The sequence below is a fragment of the Oharaeibacter diazotrophicus genome (assembly GCF_004362745.1).
GTDB lineage: Bacteria > Pseudomonadota > Alphaproteobacteria > Rhizobiales > Pleomorphomonadaceae > Oharaeibacter > Oharaeibacter diazotrophicus.
In genome coordinates this window covers 996,075-1,012,404 of the sequence record NZ_SNXY01000006.1, presented here as the reverse complement: position 1 = coordinate 1,012,404, position 16,330 = coordinate 996,075, and the positions used below count along the sequence as shown (strand labels likewise).

Genomic DNA, 16,330 nt, shown 5'->3' with positions numbered 1-16,330 from the left:
ATGGCCGTGGACACCGCCTACTCGAGGAAGTGGATCCCGCTGAATGCCCTGCGCGCCTTCGAGGCCGTCGGCCGTCATCTGAGTTTCACGGGCGGCGCGCAAGCCATCGGCGTGACACAGAGCGCGGTGAGCCGCCACGTGGCGACCCTCGAGGACCTGATCGGCCAGAAGCTCCTGATCCGCCGCGCCCACACGGTGGCGCTGACCCGGGCCGGCGAGATGCTGCTGCCGGCGATCGGCAAGTCGTTCGACCGGCTCGAGCAGGTGCTCGACGAGATCCGCGTCCGCACGCCCGACGCCGGTCGCACGCTGCGCGTCCACTTCCCGCCGTCCTTCCTGCAGCAACTGGCGATGCCGCTGCTCGGCGAGTTCCGCGCCCGCTTCCCCGACGTCTCGCTCGACGTCGTCTCGACGCTGGCGCCCGGCCTGCCGGCCGGCGACGTCGACGTCGCCGTGGTGTACGATCTGCCGCGCGTCTCCGACGCGATCCGCGACCTCCTGTGGCTGGTGCGCGTGACGCCGGTGTGCTCGCCGGCGATCGCGGCCGGAATCGCCCGCGACGGGCTCGACCTCGCCGGCTTCCTCGCCCGGCACGAACTCCTGCACGTGCGCGTCGAGGGCCGGCCGCGCGGTCACCTCTGGAACGACTTCGCCCGCCGTCACGGCCTCGCGGCCCCGGACGGGCGCGGCACCACCTTCGACACTCTGGTGCTGGCGGTTCAGTACGCCATCGCCGGCGGCGGCGTCGCGCTCGCCGACGTCGACATGTTCGCCGGCGAGATCGCCGCCGGCCGCCTCGTCGCGCCCTTCGCGGAGGCGTGCGACGACGGCTTCGGCTACTATCTCTCGCTGGCCGCCGAGGATCTCGACGATCCCGTGGTGGCCGACTTCCGCAGCTGGATCATCGCCCGCTTCGCCGGGCGCGGCCGGGCCGCCGCGGGCGGCGGCGCCGGGCCGGCGGTGCGGCTGGTGGCGGGCGAGCGCTGATGGGTTTGGCGGGCGGGCCCGAACGGGCGCGTCCGCGGGAACGTCCGGCGGCGGGGAGTGCCGCCGGGCTCGGTCGCGAAAGGGGCGGACGTCAACGCGCCCCGCGGCCGATCGAGGGGCAACGACAGGGTAACCGGAGGACCGGAAGGATGAATAAGCTTCTCGCCACCGCGGTGATCGCCGCGGGTTGCGGACTGTGCCAGGTCGGCACCGCCGCCGCGGCCGACTGCGGCCATGTCACCATCGCCAACATGAACTGGCAGAGCGCCGAGGTGCTCGCCTGGATCGACAAGATCGTGCTGTCGTCGGGCTACGGCTGCGACGCCGAACTCGTCGCCGGCGACACCCAGCCGACGCTGACCTCGATGATCGAGAAGGGCGAGCCGGACGTCGCCCCCGAGGCCTGGGTCAACGCCATGCGCGACCTGCTCGACAAGGCGGTCGCCGAGGGCAAGCTCGCCTATGCCGGCGAGTCGCTGTCGGACGGCGGCGTCGAGGGCTGGTGGATCCCGAAGTATCTCGCCGAGGCCCACCCGGACATCAAGTCGATCCCGGACGCGCTGAAGCACCCCGAGCTGTTCCCGGACCCGGAGGACAACTCCAAGGCCGCGGTCTACAACTGCCCGCAGGGCTGGAACTGCCAGGTCACCACGGCCAACTTTTACAAGGCCTACGGCGCCCAGGCGGCCGGCTTCAACCTGATCGACACCGGCTCGGCCGCCGGTCTCGACGGCTCGATCGCCAAGGCCTACGAGGCCAAGCAGGGCTGGCTCGGCTACTACTGGGCGCCGACCGCCATCCTCGGCCGCTACGAGATGGTCAAGCTCGACATGGCCGCCACCCACGACAAGGCCGAGTGGGACCGCTGCTCGTCGGTGCCGGACTGCGCCGATCCGAAGCCGAACGCCTGGGCGAAGTCCGAGGTGTTCACGGTGGTGACCTCGCGCTTCAAGGACGCCGGCGGCCCGGCCTACGAGTACCTGACCAAGCGCTCGTGGAAGAACGAGACCGTCAACAAGCTGCTCGCCTGGATGAGCGACAACCAGGCCGACGGCGAGGCGGGCGCCAAGTACTTCCTGAAGAACAACCCCGACGTCTGGACGCCGTGGGTCTCCCCCGAGGCGGCCGAGAAGGTCAAGGCGGCGGTCGCCGGCTGATCCGGTTCCCCCCGACATCGACGGACGGTGGCGCGAGCGCGCCGCCGCCCGTTCGCACATCCGCAGTTCCCCCGCCGTCCAACGGGGGTGACGCGAGAGACACGCTCCTCGAACTCCCGGAGGGCGCATGGACTGGCTGACCCGCTTCCCCACCATGCCGACAGAAGATCTCACCGCCGTGAAGAAGGCGATCGACGAGACCTTCCGCATGTTCACCCGCGCCTTCGGACCCTCGCTCGAGGCGTTCTTCAAGCCGCTGCAGTGGTTCCTGATCTGGGCCGAGAAGCTCCTGACCGGTTCGCCCTGGCCGATCGTGCTGGCCGTGATCGCCCTGCTGGTCTGGGTCGCGAGCCGCAACGGCCGCATCGTCGCCGGCTCCGTCGTCGGGCTGCTCGTGATCGGCTGGCTCGGCATGTGGGACGACACGATGAAGACCATCTCGATGATCTTCGTCGCCACGCTGCTGTCGGTGGCGCTCGGCATTCCGCTCGGCATCCTGATGTCGCGCTCCAACCGCGCGCGCTCGATCATCAACCCGGTGCTCGACGTGATGCAGACCATGCCGAGCTTCGTCTACCTGATCCCCGTGGTGATGCTGCTCGGCATCGGCCGCGTGCCCGGGCTGATCGCCGTGGTGATCTACGCTATCCCGCCGATGATCCGCCTGACCGACCTCGGCATCCGCCTCGTCGACCGCGAGGTGCTGGAGGCCGCCGACGCCTTCGGGTCGTCGAAGGCGCAGAAGCTCTTCAACGTGCAGATCCCGCTGGCGCTGCCGACCATCATGGCCGGCATCAACCAGACCATCATGATGGCGCTGGCCATGGTGGTGGTGGCCGCGATGATCGGCGTCCAGGGCCTCGGCCAGCCGGTCCTGAAGTCGATCGCCAACCAGTATTTCGCGCTCGGCATCTTCAACGGCCTCGCCATCGTGGCGATCGCCATCGTGTTCGACCGGACGACGCAGGCCTTCGGCCGTCGCCTCCAGAAGCACCGGGAAGTGGTCCATGGCAACTGAGGGCAAGGCGATCGGGATCCGCCTCGAGCACGTCTACAAGATCTTCGGCGAACGGCCGGAGGCGCACGTAGACGCCGTGCTGAAGGGGATGAGCAAGGGCGAACTGCTCGAGAAGCACCACCACATCCTGGGCCTGCGCGACGTGTCGATCGACATGCCCGCGGGCGGGATCCAGGTGATCATGGGCCTCAGCGGCTCCGGCAAGTCGACGCTGATCCGCCACGTCAACCGGCTGATCGAGCCGACGGCCGGCAAGGTGCTGGTCGACGGCGTCGACGTGGTCCAGATGGACGAGGCGGCGCTGCGCGAGTACCGCCGCCATTCCACGGCGATGGTGTTCCAGAAGTTCGCGCTGCTGCCGCATTGGACGGTGCTCGAGAACGTCGGCTACGGTCTCCGGATCCAAGGCGTCGAACAGGGCGAGCGCGAGCGCCGCTCGCGGCGGTGGATCGAGCGCGTCGGCCTCGCCGGCTTCGAGGCGCGCTATCCGAACCAGCTCTCGGGCGGCATGCAGCAGCGCGTCGGCCTCGCCCGCGCTCTCGCCATCGACGCCCCGATCCTCCTGATGGACGAGGCCTTCTCCGCGCTCGACCCGCTGATACGCGTCGACATGCAGTCGGTGCTGCTCGACCTGCAGAAGGAGATCCGCAAGACGATCGTCTTCATCACCCACGACCTCGACGAGGCGTTGCGCCTCGGCGACATGATCGCGATCCTGCGCGACGGCGTCGTCGTCCAGCAGGGCACGGCGCAGGAGATCGTCCGGGCCCCCGCCGACGACTACGTCGCCACCTTCGTGCGCGAGGTCAACCGCGGTCGGGTGCTCGAGGTCGGCGGCTACGTCCGGCCGGGGGCGGTCGACGGGGGGCCGTCGATCCCGGCCGACACCAGCCTCGAGGAGGCCGCGCGCATCCTCACGGCTGCCGGCGTCGACCGCGCCGTGGTGACGGACGCCGCCGGCCGCCCGCTCGGCGTGACCACGCTGGAGGCGATCGTGGCCGGCATGGTGACGCCGTCGCCGCGGGCGGCGTGAGCGGCCGCGAGTAAAGCGAGCGCCGTGCCCGGTCGCGGGCACGGCGGTTCAGGTCGCCGGTGCGTATCGGATCGGGGTAGGGACGGGGCTAAAAAGAGAAGGCCGGCACCACCGTCAGGTGGGCCGGCCCGTCATCTTGCCATGTCTGGCCAATCTGGCTCCGCGAGTAGGACTCGAACCTACGACCATTCGATTAACAGTCGAACGCTCTACCAACTGAGCTATCGCGGATCAGCGGTGGGCGTGCGTATAGCAAAGGCTTCCGGCTTTGCAAAGCCCCTTTCGACACCCATCTGTCATTTCGGAACCGACGGCCGGCGGATCGGGTTCACCGATCGTCCGTCCGCCGCAGAAAACATGGGATTCCGTATGCCGAGGATCAAGGTCGCCGATCGGGAGATCGCGCTGCCGCGTTCGCGCGCCGCACGCATGACGCTCGGCTGGGGCCTGATTCTGCTCGGCTTCCTGGGCTTCCTGCCGATTCTGGGATTCTGGATGGTGCCGGCCGGCGCGGCCGTCCTGTCGGTCGACATGCCGGTGATGCGGCGGCTGCGCCGGCGCACCGAACTGTGGACCGCCCGCCGCCTCGCCGCCTGGCGCGCCGACCGCAGCGGCACGCCGCCGGACCCGATCGACGGCCGCCGGCCGGAGTGACGTCCCGGCGACACACCGCCGTCCGTCGCCGATTGCGGCGAAAGATGGACTTGCCGAGGGCCCCTGTCTGCCCTACCGCTGGATCCCGAATGAACCCGTGCGCAGGTTCGCCGTCCGGTCCGCTCGGATCGGTCGGTGACGAAGAGGGAACGGGGTGAGGGCCATCGGCCCGAATCCCCGGCTGCCCCCGCAACTGTGAGCGGCGAGTCGTTCCGCGACGAGACCACTGGGCAGCGCTCGCCCCGAGCGCACCCGGGAAGGTGCGGACCCGACGTCGACCCGCGAGCCAGGAGACCTGCCTGCGCACATCGACAACCCCACGCGCCGTCGGGTGGACGGCGAGGAGGATCCGTATGTGCCGTTCCGTGCCGACGCGCGCCCTTGGCGCCGTCCCCCCTTCCGTTCGCATCGCTCGCTGACGACGGTGTCCGGCCCCTTCAGGGGCGACGGAGCGTCCACGACCGGCCGTCACGGCCGGGCGGACGCGTCACCGTCGCAGCGCCGCGACCTCGCCCGCGAGGCGGTCGAGGGCGGCGATCACACCCGGTCCCCCGCACAGCGTCAGCGGGCCCGGCACGACGATCCTTCGCGAGGGCGGATAGGCGTCGGCGAGTGCGGGATGCTCGAGCAGGGCGGTGCCCTGGTCCTCCGCGACGATCGACTCGCTCTCGACCACGATGGCGTCGAGCCGCGAGGCGACCAGCGGCTCGAGGCCGACCATGCCGCCGAACTCGGCGATGCCGAGCGCGCCGGCGGCGTTCTCGATGCCGACCGCGGCGAGCACGTCGGATTCGAGCGTGGCCGGGCCGGACACCCAGCCGCGCCTCGACAGGGACACCGCCTTCAGCGGGCGGTCCGGGCGCACGGCGGCGGCGCGGGCGATCGCGGCGTCGAGGTCGGCGAGCATCGCCTCGCCGCGTTCTGGCTGGCCGACCGCGGCGGCGACGGCGCGGACCTGCCGGCGCATGTCGGCGAAGGAGTTCACGGGCTCCAGCACCATGGTCTCGATGCCGCGGCCGGCCAGGAAGGCGTTGGTCAGCGGATTGGAGAAGCTGCCGGACAGCACGAGGTCGGGCTTCAGGGCATAGACCGCCTCGGCGTTGCCGGGGGTCTCGGGGTAGGCGCGCGCCTTCTCGACAAGGAAGGACATGCCGGCGTCGTGGGCGTAGGCCGACAGGCCGACGATCTGGCCGGGATCGGCGAGCGCGAGCGCGAGTTGGTCGGCGCAGAGGTTGATCGACACGATCCGCCGCGGTGCCGCCTCGGCCGTAGCGGCGGAGGTCAGCGCCAGGATCGCGAAGATCGCCGCCGTCCGTCCCATGCCGTCCTCCCTTCGATCGCCCGGCAGGAAACACGCCGCGCCGCCGCCGCGCAACCCGCGACCGCGGGCGCCTCCTCCCGCCGTGGACTCACCGCGCGCTTCGCCGCCGTCAGCCTCAGACCGGAACAACCGATGTCCCTCGTCCGCCTCGCCGTCCTCGCCACCGCCGTGATCGCCGCCGCCCCCGCCGGCGCCGAGGAGGCCGCGGACACGCCGACCGTCACCGTAACCGCGCCGTTCCGCGGCGTGCCGACGAAGATCTCCAAGGCCGGCTCCGCGGTCACCGTCGTCACCGCCGAGGAGATCCGGCGGACCGGCGCGCGCACGCTCGCCGACGTGCTCGCCGCCGTGCCCGGCGTCGCGCTCAACACCGCCGGCGGGGAGGGCGGCAACACGTCGGTCTACATCCGCGGCGCCGCCAACGGACAGAGCCTCGTGCTGATCGACGGCGTGCGCGTCGGCGATCCCTCCAACACCGACGCGGGCTTCAACTTCGGCGCCTACCCGCTCGACAACGTCGAGCGCATCGAGGTGCTGCGCGGCCCGCAGAGCGCGCTCTACGGCTCCGACGCCATGGGCGGCGTGATCAACATCGTGACCAAGCGGCCGAAAGGACCGATGTCGGCGGAGGCCTCGACCGAGTTCGGCTCCTTCCGCAGCCACCGCGAGACCGTGTCGGTCTCGGCAGCCGCCGGCGACTTCTCGCTGGTGGCCGGCGGCTCGAACCTCGGCACCTCCGGCTTCTCGAGCTATGCTGGCGGCTCGGAGGACGACGGCACCCGCCGCCTCGCCGGCTACGGCAAGCTGTCCTGGCAGGTGGCCGAGGACCTCGCGATCGACATCGCCGTCGACGGCGCGCGCACCCGGCTGCAATACGACGGCTTCGGCTACGACACGCCGGAGAACCACGGCACCACCGACCTGTTGTCGGCGCGCGGCACCGTCACCAAGAAGGCTTTCGACGGCCGCTGGACCAGCGCGCTGACGCTGTTCGCCAACCGCAACCACCGCACCTACGACGAGGACACCAGCACCGCCCGCTACGACGGCGTTCGCGCCGGCCTCGAGTACCAGGGCACTGTCACCGCCGGCAACTGGGGCATCGCCGTGTTCGGCGCCGGCTACGAGCACGAGTCCGTCGACACGCTCTACGACTACGACGACGGCAGCTTCGCCTATTCGTCCGCCGTGAAGGACGGGCTCGACCACGGCTGGGCCTTCGCCCTGCACCAGTTCTCGCCGACCGACGCCTGGCACCTCTCCGCCGCCGTCCGGCTCGACGACTACGAGCAGTCCGGCAGCTTCGCGACGTGGCGGCTGACCAGCGCCTACGAGCTGTTCGACACCGAGACCGTGCTGCGCGCCAGCGTCGGCACCGGCGCCAAGGCGCCGACGCCCTACCAGCTGTTCAGCCAGTACGCCAACCCCGCCGGGCTCGACCCCGAGCGCTCGATCGGTGGAGACGTCGGCATCGAACAGACGCTGCTCGACGGCCGCGCCAAGCTGTCGGCGTCCGTGTTCTACAACCGCTTCGACGACATGATCGGTTTCGAGAACAACCACTACGTCAACATCGGCAACACCTCGACCGCGGGCGTCGAACTCTCCGGCGAGTGGCGCCTGACCGACGCGCTGAAGCTGACCGCCAGCTACACCTTCCTCGAGGCGCGCGACCTCGACGCCGACGTCCAGCTCGCCCGCCGGCCGCGCAACTCCGGCAGCGTCGGCGTCAGCTACACCGGCATCGACAAGCTCACGCTCGGCGCCAAGGTGGTGCTGGTCGGCGAGCGCCGCGACATCGACTTCAACACGTGGCCCGCGAAGGACGTGACGCTGCCGGCCTACGCCCGGGTCGATCTCGACGCCGACTACGCTGTCAACGACAAGCTGTCGTTGACGGGGCGGGTGGTGAACCTCTTCGATGCCGACTACGAGCAGGTGCTCGACTACGGCACCTCCGGCTTCGCCGTCTACGGCGGTCTGAAGGTCAAGTACTGATCCCGAGCCCGCGCCGCTCCGCCATCCGGTCGGAGCGCCGCTGGACGGGAACGAGCACAGGGGCGAGGATGGGATGACGATCGGCGAGGCGACGGAACGGGGCGGGGCGGCGGCCGGTGGGCCGGCGGTTCCGCGCGTGCCGCCGCCGGGCGCCGCGCTCGTGCCGCTGCTCGCGCTCGCCTGCCTCGCGCTGGCGGTCGCCTCGCTCGCCTTCGGTGCGGTGTCGCTGCCTGGGTCGGCCGTGGTCGACGTCTTCCTCGGCCGCGGCGAGGACGTCGCCCGCACCATCGTCCTCGACATCCGCCTGCCCCGGATGATCCTGTCGCTGTCGATCGGCGCCACGCTCGGCCTGACCGGGGCGGCGCTGCAGGGCCTGTTGCGCAACCCGCTCGCCTCGGAATCCCTGTTCGGCGCGCCGCCGGCCGCGGCTTTCGGCGCGGTCACGGTGCTCTCGCTCGGCGCCGCCGACGCGCTGTCGGTGTGGGTCCCGACGGCCGCGATCGCAGGCGCCTTCGCCTCGATCTTCCTGTTGGTCGCGGTCGCCGGCCCGCGCGCCGGCATGACGACGCTGATCCTCGCCGGTCTCGCCGTCTCCTCGCTCGCCGGCGCGCTGATCTCGCTGGCGCTCAACCTCGCGCCCAACCCCTATGCCGCGCTCGAGATCGCGTTCTGGCTGCTCGGTTCGCTCGACGACCGCTCGATGCGACACGTTGCGATCGCCTTGCCGTTCATGGCGCTCGCCTGGGTGCTGATCGGCAGTGCCGGACCGGCGTTCCGGGTGCTCGCCCTCGGCGAGGAGGCCGCCGAGAGCCTCGGCGTCCGGGTCGCCGCGCTGCGCCTGCGCGTCGTGCTGGCGACCGCCTGCGGCGTCGGTGCCGCGGTGGCGGTGGCCGGTGGCGTCGGCTTCGTGGGGCTGGTGGCGCCGCATCTCGTCCGCCCGCTGGTCGGCCACGACCCCGCGCGGGTGCTGCTGCCGTCCGCGCTCGCGGGGGCGGCGCTGCTCACGGCCGCCGACGTGCTGGTGCGCTTCGTGCCGGCCACCGAGGAGATCCGCCTCGGCGTCGTCACCGCCCTCGTCGGCGTGCCGTTCTTCCTGGTGCTGATCGCGCGCCACCGCAGCCTCGTCGAGGGAGGCACCGAGCGATGACCGCGGCCGGGCCGACGCTCACGGCCGAGGCGATCGTGGTCGCGCGCGCCGGCCGACGCGTGCTCGACGGCGTCGACCTCGTGGTCGAACCCGGGCGGCTGCTCGTCGTCGCCGGTCCGAACGGCGCCGGCAAGTCGACGCTCGCCCGCGTCCTCGCCGGGCTCGTCCGCCCGGACGCGGGCCGCGTCCGCCTCGGCGACCGCCCGCTGACGGCGCTGAAGCCGGGGGCGCTCGCCCGAACCGTCGCCTATCTGCCGCAGGGCCACGAGGTGCACTGGCCGATGCCCGTCGCCGACGTGGTCGCGATCGGCCGGCATCCGCACGGCGACCGCGACGAGCGCGGCGTCGTGCCGGCACTGCTCGTCGCGCTCGAACTGGACGCGCTCGCCGACCGGCCGGTGACGCGGCTCTCCGGCGGCGAGCGCGCCCGCGTCGCGCTCGCCCGCGCGCTCGCGGTCGAGGCGCCGATCCTGATCGCGGACGAGCCGACCGCCGCACTCGACCCGCGCCAGCAACTCGCGATCATGGAGCATCTCGCCGGCGTCGCCGCCGCCGGCGCGGCGGTGGTGGTGGTGATGCACGACCTCTCGCTCGCCGCCCGCTTCGCCGACCGCGCCGCCATCCTCTCGCGCGGCCGGGTCGCCGCCGCCGGTCCGGCCGCGGAGGTACTGGTGCCCGCGGTCCTCGAGCCGGTCTACGGTGTCCGCTTCGCCGAGGGCGAAGCCGACGGTGTCAGGGTGCTGACGGCCTCGTGCAGATTGTAAGGAACGTCGCGCAACATCCTGGACTTCTAAAGTCTTGCCGGATCTCGGCCGATCGCTGCGCGGGTCGGGCAGGGGAGCCGCCCGCCCGTCGCCTCACCGCTCCTTCTTGATCCGGTCGTCGAACACCAGACCCGTCTCCACCGCCGCGCGGCCGAACTTGGCGCGGACGGCGTCCATGGCGCGTTCCGCGGCGGCGCGGCGGGTGCCGCCGGTGTCGACGAGGTCGGCCGGGTCGGCGTGGAGCGAGGTCTCGAGGTCCGACACGGTGACGCCGGCGAGGCGGTAGGGCGTACCGGCGGGCTCGCGCGAGAGCAGGTCGTCGGCGGCGTGGAAGATGCGGTCGGCGAGCTGGGTCGGATCGGCGAGGCGGCGGGCGCGGGTGTGCAGGCGGAAGTCGGGCGTCTTCAGCTTCAGCGTCACGGTGCGGCCGGCGATGTCGTAGCCCTTGAGGTGGGCCGAGACCTTCTCGGCGAGCCGGCGCAGGATCGGCCGCAACGCCTCGTGGTCGGCGATGTCGGTGTCGAAGGTCGTTTCGGCGCCGACGCTCTTGCGCTCGTGCGAGGGATCGACCGGGCGATCGTCGTCGCCGCGGGCGAGCTTGGCGAGGCGCAGGCCCATGGCGCCGTAGCGGCGGGCGAGGTGGCCGGCGTCGAGCTGTTGGAGATCGCCGACGGTGCGGATGCCGTCGCCGGCGAGCTTCTCGGCGAAGGCGGCGCCGACGCCGAAGATCGTGGTCACCGGCCGCGGCGCCAGGAAGGCCGTCGCCTCGGCGCGGCCGATCACCGAGAAGCCGCGCGGCTTGTCGAGGTCGGAGGCGATCTTGGCGAGGAACTTGTTGGGGGCGAGGCCGACCGAGACCGTGATGCCGACCTCGCGCTCGACCCGGCTCGCGAAGCGCGCCAACGTCTCGGCCAGGCGGCCGTGGTGGAGCCGCTCGGTTCCGGAGAGGTCGAGGAAGGCCTCGTCGATCGACAGCGGTTCGACCAGCGGGGTCAGCTCCAGCATCATGGCGCGGATCTGCCGGCCGACGCGGACGTATTTCTCCATGTCCGGCTTGATCACCACCGCGTCCGGGCAGGCCGCGAGCGCCTTGAACATCGGCATCGCCGAGCGCACCCCGCGGATGCGGGCGATGTAGCAGCAGGTCGAGACGACGCCGCGCTTGCCGCCGCCGACGATGACCGGCCGGTCGCGCAGGCTCGGGTCGTCGCGCTTCTCGATCGAGGCGTAGAAGGCGTCGCAGTCGACATGCGCGATCGCGAGCGAATCGAGTTCGGCGTGGCGTACGAGACGCGGCCCGCCGCAGGCCGCGCAGCGGCGCCGGCCGGCGTCCGCGCCGGCGAGGCAGTCTCGGCAGAAGCCCGTCATCGCCCGATCCCCGCGCGCTCGGTTTCAGCCGGACTGCACCAGCCGGACGGCGGCGGCAACGAGGTCGGCGTTGTCGCGGGCGAGGCCGCCGTCGGGCAGCAGCCGGCCGTCCTCGAGGCCGGTGCGGATGTCGAGGCCGAGGCCGATGGCGGCGCGGTTCACCGACCACAGCTGGTCGTCGAAGCCGTGGGCGAGGGGCGGGGCCTCGAGCCGATGCCGGACGATGGCGAGCACCACCGCGTCGAAGGCGGCGCGCGCCTCGGCCTCGTCCTGCTCGCCGATCTCGACCAGGAGGCGCAGGCAGGCGCCCCGCTGCGGCAGCGTGGCGAGACGGTCGACGTCGGCGACGTCGAACAGGCCGGCCTCGACGCCGATGCCGAGCCCGAGGGCGGCGGCGATCACGTCCGGTGCGTCGACCTCGGAGAGGTTGACCGAGACGTAGTCGGGCTTCTCCACGAGGGCGGCGAGCCGGTCGATCCGGGCGCGGCCGCGCGGGGCGATCCAGTCGCCGGTGGAGATGCCGACCGGCACGCCCGGCACGGCGGCCCGCACCGCGTGCAGCACCGGCTCGACGGCGGCCGGCTCGAGGCTCTCGAGGCCGTCGGCCCCGCGCGGATGGACGTGGAGGCAGGCGGCCCCGGCCGCGACCGCGGCGACGGCGGCGGCGGCGATCGCGTCGGCGCCGACCGGGACGGCGGGGTGCCAGTCGGTGTTGCGGTTCCCGTTCAGCGCGGCCTGGATCATGTCAGAACTCCTCTCCGGCGGCGCCCGCGAGCGCGTGGCGGGCGGCGGCCAGCATCGTCGGCCGGATCCCGGCGTTGAGCGAGAACGCCAGCAGCAGGGCCTCGTCGGCCATGAAGAACTCGATCACCCCGGCCAGGAACCCGGGCTCCGCCGCGGCGTTGCGCAGATCCCGCGGGCCGATGCCCGAAAGCGCGAGGAAGCGCCCGAGCGCCTCCGGGTCGCCGGCGAGGAAGGCGAGGCCGCGGATGGCGACGTCCTCGGCCTCGGCGGTGGTCATGCGGGCTGTCGACCTCATGAAAATCCTAGCGTTTGCGTTTACGTAAGGAATCCGCCGTAGTTTACTACCCAATACCATGGCCGGGTCTCGGGAGGCACCCGTCTCCCCGAGGGAACCTCGGACCGGTTCCGCCCGCCCGGCCGCGGGGCAGGCGTCGCGCGTCACCGGGGCGAGGTGGCCGCGGAGCCTGTTCGCGGCGTTTGAACAGGGTCGGCGGCACGGAAAGAGCATCGGCATGGCAAAGACCGTACTCATCGTGGAGGACAACGAGCTCAACATGAAGCTCTTCCACGATCTGCTCGAGGCGCACGGCTACCGCACGATCCAGACGCGGAACGGCATCGAGGCGCTCGACCTCGCCCGCGCCCATCATCCCGACCTGATCCTGATGGACATCCAGCTGCCCGAGGTCTCGGGGCTCGAGGTCACCAAGTGGATCAAGGAGGACGACGACCTGCGCGCCATCCCGGTGATCGCGGTCACCGCCTTCGCCATGAAGGGCGACGAGGAGCGGATCCGCCAGGGCGGCTGCGAGGCCTACATCTCCAAGCCCATCTCCGTGTCCAAGTTCCTGGAGACGGTGCGCGCCTATCTGGGCGAGGGCTGAGTTCGCGGGGGAGATCCGGCATGACCGCACGCATCCTGGTCGTCGACGACATCGCCGCCAACGTGAAGCTGCTCGAGGCGCGGCTGTCGGCCGAGTATTTCGACGTCCAGACCGCCATCTCCGGCCTCGAGGCTCTCGACCGGCTCGAACGCGCGCCGTTCGACATCGTGCTGCTCGACGTCATGATGCCGGGCATGGACGGCTTCGAGGTCTGCCGCCGGATCAAGGCCAACCCGAAGACGGCGCTGGTGCCGGTGGTGATGGTCACCGCGCTCGACCAGTCGTCTGACCGCATCAAGGGGCTCGAGGCCGGCGCCGACGACTTCCTGACCAAGCCGGTCGGCGACGTCCAGCTGATCACCCGGGTGAAGAGCCTCGTCCGCCTGAAGCAGCTCAGCGACGAACTGCACCTACGCGCGACCCAGGGCCGGATGGCGATCGACGAGCGCGCCGCGCTGGCCGAGATCGCGCGCGGCGAGCCCGGCGACGTGCTGGTGGTCGACGACCGCCCGTCGTCCTACGAGCGGATCCAGCGCACGCTGGAGCCCGAGCACCGGGTCGTCGTCGAGACCAAGCCGCAGGAGGCGCTGTTCCGCGCCGCCGAGGAGCCCTTCGACCTCGTGGTGGTGAACCTGTCGCTGCAGGGCTACGACGCGCTGCGGCTGTGCTCGCAGCTTCGCTCGCTCGACCGCACCCGCACCATCCCGATCCTGATCGTCGCCGAGCCCGAGGACAACGCGCGCCTCCTGCGCGGGCTCGACCTCGGCGTCAACGACTACCTGGTCCGTCCGATGGACCGCCAGGAACTGCTGGCGCGCACGCGCACCCAGGTGCGGCGCAAGCGCTACGCCGAGAAGCTGCGCGACAGCGTCCAACTGACCATGGAAATGGCGGTGATGGACGGCCTGACCGGCCTCAACAACCGGCGCTATCTCGAGACGCAGCTCGCGACCTTCGTCTCCCACGCGGTGCAGCGCAATCGCGAGCTCTCGCTGCTGATCGTCGACATCGACCACTTCAAGCGCGTCAACGACACCTACGGTCACGACGCCGGCGACGACGTGCTGCGCGAGTTCGCCAAGCGGATGCGCAAGTGCGTCCGCGGCATCGATCTCGCCTGCCGCTACGGCGGCGAGGAGTTCGTGGTGGTGATGCCGGACACCGACGCGCGCGTCGCCGGCATCGTCGCCGAACGGCTGCGCCAGCGCATCGCCGCCGAGTCGTTCCCGATCGCCGGCGGCACGCGGCAGATCGAGGTGACGATCTCGGTCGGCCTCGCCTCGGTCGACACCGTCGGCGACACGCCCGAAGCGATCCTGAAGCGGGCCGACAACGCGCTCTACGAGGCCAAGCGCTCCGGCCGCAACCGCGTGGTCGCCGCCGCGGCCTGACCGCGCATCCCGCGCGACAGAGACCGCCCGTTCCGGACCGATGCCGGAACCGGGGGCGGCTTTCGCCGTTTCCACGGCGGAAATGGTGAGGCCGGTCGACGACGGGTCACAGAGGAGGCCACTCTCGCCGTCGTCGACCGGCCGGCCCAGTGGGTCCAGGAGATGCGGCGGACCTGTACTCACCGGGTTCCGTCGAGATCTTCCGCCCCGCCCTTTCGGTGGACGTCGATCCGCGTTGAATCAATTTCTAACGAATGCCCGCATTCTACTCAACGCCGCCGGGCGATTCGCGCCCGATCCCCTGCGGACATAATGAACTGTTAAGGTAAATCCCGCTGGAGCCGCGCTCGCCCTCCGGCCGGCGCGGCGGGCTGCCTCCGCCCGTGCGACCGAACACGTTTCGGGCCGCGCCGCTCGGCATCGCCGATCCGACGCCTTTGCAGCGTCACCCGCCTGCGCTATAGACCGCGCCGGCATCTCCTCCAGACGTCCGTAGACGGGAGCACCCATGACCGCCATCATCGACATCGTCGGCCGTCAGATCTTCGACAGCCGCGGCAACCCGACCGTCGAGGTCGACGTGATCCTCGAGGATGGCTCGATGGGCCGGGCGGCGGTGCCGTCGGGCGCCTCGACCGGCGCCCACGAGGCCGTCGAACTGCGCGACGGCGGTCCGGCCTATCTCGGCAAGGGCGTCACCAAGGCGGTCGCCGCGGTCAACGACGAGATCTTCGCGGCGCTCGGCGGCATGGACGCCGAGGACCAGCTCCTGATCGACCAGACCATGATCGACCTCGACGGCACGCCGAACAAGGCGCGCCTCGGCGCCAACGCCATCCTCGGCGTGTCGCTGGCGGTCGCCAAGGCCGCGGCCGAGGCCGCCGGCCTGCCGCTCTACCGCTACGTCGGCGGCCCGAACGCGCGCTACCTGCCGGTGCCGATGATGAACATCGTCAACGGCGGCGTCCACGCCGACAACCCGATCGACTTCCAGGAATTCATGATCATGCCGGTCGGCGCCGGCTCGATCGCCGACGCGGTGCGGATCGGCTCGGAGATCTTCCACACGCTGAAGAAGGGCCTGAAGACCGCCGGCCACAACACCAACGTCGGCGACGAGGGCGGCTTCGCCCCGAACCTCGGCTCGGCCACCGAGGCGCTCGACTTCGTGGTGTCGTCGATCGAGAAGGCCGGCTACAAGGCCGGCGAGGACGTGTTCCTGGCGCTCGACTGCGCCTCGACCGAGTTCTTCAAGGACGGCAAGTACCATTACGAGGGCGAGGGCGTCGTCCGCACCATCGAGGAGCAGGTCGCCTATCTCGCCAAGCTCGCCGCCGACTACCCGATCATCTCGATCGAGGACGGCATGGCCGAGGACGACTGGGACGGCTGGAAGCTGCTGACCGACACAATCGGCTCGAAGGTGCAGCTGGTCGGCGACGACCTGTTCGTGACCAACTCGACCCGCCTGCGCCGCGGCATCTCGAGCGGCACCGCCAACTCGATCCTGGTCAAGGTCAACCAGATCGGCACGCTGTCGGAGACGCTCGACGCGGTCGAGACCGCCCACAAGGCCCGCTACACCGCGGTGATGTCGCACCGCTCCGGCGAGACCGAGGACAGCACCATCGCCGACCTCGCCGTGGCCACCAACTGCGGCCAGATCAAGACCGGCTCGCTCGCCCGTTCGGACCGGATCGCCAAGTACAACCAGCTCATCCGCATCGAGGAGGAGCTCGGTCCGCAGGCCCGCTACATGGGCCGCGGCATCCTGAAGGGCTGATCCGCGCGGGGCCGGACGGCCCCGTACGGAACGCTTGACGGACAAGGCGACGCACCCGCGCGGGGATCCCCGCGCGGGTGC

At 71.3% G+C, this 16,330-nt stretch carries 15 protein-coding genes, 1 tRNA gene and 1 riboswitch; of the genes, 11 read left to right on the top strand and 5 right to left on the bottom strand.

Features of this window, described 5'->3' with window-relative positions; genetic code table 11:
• The 4 genes from EDD54_RS04785 to EDD54_RS04770 all read left to right on the top strand — a co-directional run bounded on the left by EDD54_RS04785 (position 1) and on the right by EDD54_RS04770 (position 4,195).
• A complete protein-coding gene (locus tag EDD54_RS04785) occupies positions 1-987 on the top strand; it encodes a LysR substrate-binding domain-containing protein (RefSeq protein WP_208112150.1) in 987 nt (328 codons plus the stop codon).
• Positions 988-1,136: 149 nt separating this feature from the next.
• Positions 1,137-2,144, top strand: a complete 1,008-nt coding sequence (locus EDD54_RS04780; protein ID WP_126536081.1) for an ABC transporter substrate-binding protein — start codon at positions 1,137-1,139, stop codon at positions 2,142-2,144.
• A 127-nt stretch (positions 2,145-2,271) separates the two neighbouring features.
• The gene (locus EDD54_RS04775) at positions 2,272-3,162 is read left to right on the top strand and encodes an ABC transporter permease (RefSeq protein WP_126536083.1); all 891 of its coding nucleotides are present in this window, start codon (positions 2,272-2,274) and stop codon (positions 3,160-3,162) included.
• Positions 3,152-4,195 carry a quaternary amine ABC transporter ATP-binding protein gene (locus EDD54_RS04770; protein ID WP_126536085.1) on the top strand — a complete coding sequence of 348 codons (1,044 nt, stop codon included), beginning with the start codon at positions 3,152-3,154 and terminating at the stop codon, positions 4,193-4,195. Before EDD54_RS04775 ends, EDD54_RS04770 begins: the two co-directional genes overlap by 11 nt.
• A gap of 155 nt (positions 4,196-4,350) precedes the next feature.
• Here the strand turns inward: EDD54_RS04770 and EDD54_RS04765 are convergent.
• Positions 4,351-4,426 (bottom strand) — tRNA-Asn (locus tag EDD54_RS04765).
• A gap of 138 nt (positions 4,427-4,564) precedes the next feature.
• Between EDD54_RS04765 and EDD54_RS04760 the strand changes: the two genes are divergently transcribed.
• Positions 4,565-4,849 (top strand): hypothetical protein, encoded by a 285-nt coding sequence (locus EDD54_RS04760; protein WP_126536087.1) that lies wholly within the window; start codon positions 4,565-4,567, stop codon positions 4,847-4,849.
• 86 nt (positions 4,850-4,935) lie between these two features.
• Positions 4,936-5,166: riboswitch (cobalamin riboswitch) on the top strand.
• Positions 5,167-5,336: 170 nt separating this feature from the next.
• Here EDD54_RS04760 and EDD54_RS04755 read toward each other — a convergent pair.
• Complete coding sequence (locus EDD54_RS04755) at positions 5,337-6,170, bottom strand: ABC transporter substrate-binding protein (protein WP_126536089.1); 834 nt, start codon at positions 6,168-6,170, stop codon at positions 5,337-5,339.
• Between the two features lie 132 nt (positions 6,171-6,302).
• On the opposite strand from EDD54_RS04755, the gene EDD54_RS04750 reads away from it, so the two are divergent.
• The 3 genes from EDD54_RS04750 (at position 6,303) to EDD54_RS04740 (ending at position 10,079) form a co-directional block, all read left to right on the top strand.
• Positions 6,303-8,168, top strand: coding sequence for a TonB-dependent receptor plug domain-containing protein (locus EDD54_RS04750; RefSeq protein WP_126536091.1), 1,866 nt, complete (start codon positions 6,303-6,305; stop codon positions 8,166-8,168).
• Between the two features lie 73 nt (positions 8,169-8,241).
• Positions 8,242-9,315 carry a FecCD family ABC transporter permease gene (locus tag EDD54_RS04745; protein WP_126536093.1) on the top strand — a complete coding sequence of 358 codons (1,074 nt, stop codon included), beginning with the start codon at positions 8,242-8,244 and terminating at the stop codon, positions 9,313-9,315.
• Positions 9,312-10,079: an ABC transporter ATP-binding protein gene (locus tag EDD54_RS04740; protein WP_126536096.1), complete on the top strand. Its 768-nt coding sequence runs from the start codon at positions 9,312-9,314 to the stop codon at positions 10,077-10,079. Before EDD54_RS04745 ends, EDD54_RS04740 begins: the two co-directional genes overlap by 4 nt.
• A 93-nt stretch (positions 10,080-10,172) precedes the next feature.
• Here EDD54_RS04740 and EDD54_RS04735 read toward each other — a convergent pair whose 3' ends face one another.
• Genes EDD54_RS04735 through EDD54_RS04725 form a run of 3 tightly spaced genes read right to left on the bottom strand, consistent with a single transcriptional unit; the run spans position 10,173 to position 12,468 of the window.
• Positions 10,173-11,447, bottom strand: a complete 1,275-nt coding sequence (locus EDD54_RS04735) for a DNA polymerase IV (RefSeq protein WP_126536098.1) — start codon at positions 11,445-11,447, stop codon at positions 10,173-10,175.
• A gap of 24 nt (positions 11,448-11,471) precedes the next feature.
• Positions 11,472-12,191, bottom strand: a complete 720-nt coding sequence (locus EDD54_RS04730; RefSeq protein ID WP_126536100.1) for a 3-keto-5-aminohexanoate cleavage protein — start codon at positions 12,189-12,191, stop codon at positions 11,472-11,474.
• Position 12,192: 1 nt separating this feature from the next.
• A complete protein-coding gene (locus EDD54_RS04725) occupies positions 12,193-12,468 on the bottom strand; it encodes a DUF3572 domain-containing protein (protein ID WP_126536102.1) in 276 nt (91 codons plus the stop codon).
• 235 nt (positions 12,469-12,703) lie between these two features.
• On the opposite strand from EDD54_RS04725, the gene EDD54_RS04720 reads away from it, so the two are divergent.
• From EDD54_RS04720 to eno, 3 genes are all read left to right on the top strand, one after another.
• Positions 12,704-13,075: a response regulator gene (locus EDD54_RS04720; protein ID WP_126536104.1), complete on the top strand. Its 372-nt coding sequence runs from the start codon at positions 12,704-12,706 to the stop codon at positions 13,073-13,075.
• A 20-nt stretch (positions 13,076-13,095) separates the two neighbouring features.
• Positions 13,096-14,466: a PleD family two-component system response regulator gene (locus EDD54_RS04715; protein WP_126536106.1), complete on the top strand. Its 1,371-nt coding sequence runs from the start codon at positions 13,096-13,098 to the stop codon at positions 14,464-14,466.
• A gap of 508 nt (positions 14,467-14,974) precedes the next feature.
• Entirely contained in the window at positions 14,975-16,249 is a 1,275-nt protein-coding gene (gene eno, locus EDD54_RS04710; RefSeq protein WP_126536108.1) for a phosphopyruvate hydratase, read from the top strand.
• The last annotated feature ends 81 nt before the right edge of the window (positions 16,250-16,330 follow it).

Coding starts and splice junctions, on each gene's coding strand:
- EDD54_RS04755 (WP_126536089.1), bottom strand. CDS start 6,170: ATGGGACGGACGGCGGCGATCTTCGCGATCCTGGCGCTGACCTCCGCC.
- EDD54_RS04770 (WP_126536085.1), top strand. CDS start 3,152: ATGGCAACTGAGGGCAAGGCGATCGGGATCCGCCTCGAGCACGTCTAC.
- EDD54_RS04730 (WP_126536100.1), bottom strand. CDS start 12,191: ATGATCCAGGCCGCGCTGAACGGGAACCGCAACACCGACTGGCACCCC.
- EDD54_RS04735 (WP_126536098.1), bottom strand. CDS start 11,447: ATGACGGGCTTCTGCCGAGACTGCCTCGCCGGCGCGGACGCCGGCCGG.
- EDD54_RS04720 (WP_126536104.1), top strand. CDS start 12,704: ATGGCAAAGACCGTACTCATCGTGGAGGACAACGAGCTCAACATGAAG.
- EDD54_RS04785 (WP_208112150.1), top strand. CDS start 1: ATGGCCGTGGACACCGCCTACTCGAGGAAGTGGATCCCGCTGAATGCC.
- EDD54_RS04760 (WP_126536087.1), top strand. CDS start 4,565: ATGCCGAGGATCAAGGTCGCCGATCGGGAGATCGCGCTGCCGCGTTCG.
- EDD54_RS04775 (WP_126536083.1), top strand. CDS start 2,272: ATGGACTGGCTGACCCGCTTCCCCACCATGCCGACAGAAGATCTCACC.
- EDD54_RS04745 (WP_126536093.1), top strand. CDS start 8,242: ATGACGATCGGCGAGGCGACGGAACGGGGCGGGGCGGCGGCCGGTGGG.
- EDD54_RS04725 (WP_126536102.1), bottom strand. CDS start 12,468: ATGACCACCGCCGAGGCCGAGGACGTCGCCATCCGCGGCCTCGCCTTC.
- EDD54_RS04715 (WP_126536106.1), top strand. CDS start 13,096: ATGACCGCACGCATCCTGGTCGTCGACGACATCGCCGCCAACGTGAAG.
- EDD54_RS04780 (WP_126536081.1), top strand. CDS start 1,137: ATGAATAAGCTTCTCGCCACCGCGGTGATCGCCGCGGGTTGCGGACTG.
- EDD54_RS04750 (WP_126536091.1), top strand. CDS start 6,303: ATGTCCCTCGTCCGCCTCGCCGTCCTCGCCACCGCCGTGATCGCCGCC.
- EDD54_RS04740 (WP_126536096.1), top strand. CDS start 9,312: ATGACCGCGGCCGGGCCGACGCTCACGGCCGAGGCGATCGTGGTCGCG.
- eno (WP_126536108.1), top strand. CDS start 14,975: ATGACCGCCATCATCGACATCGTCGGCCGTCAGATCTTCGACAGCCGC.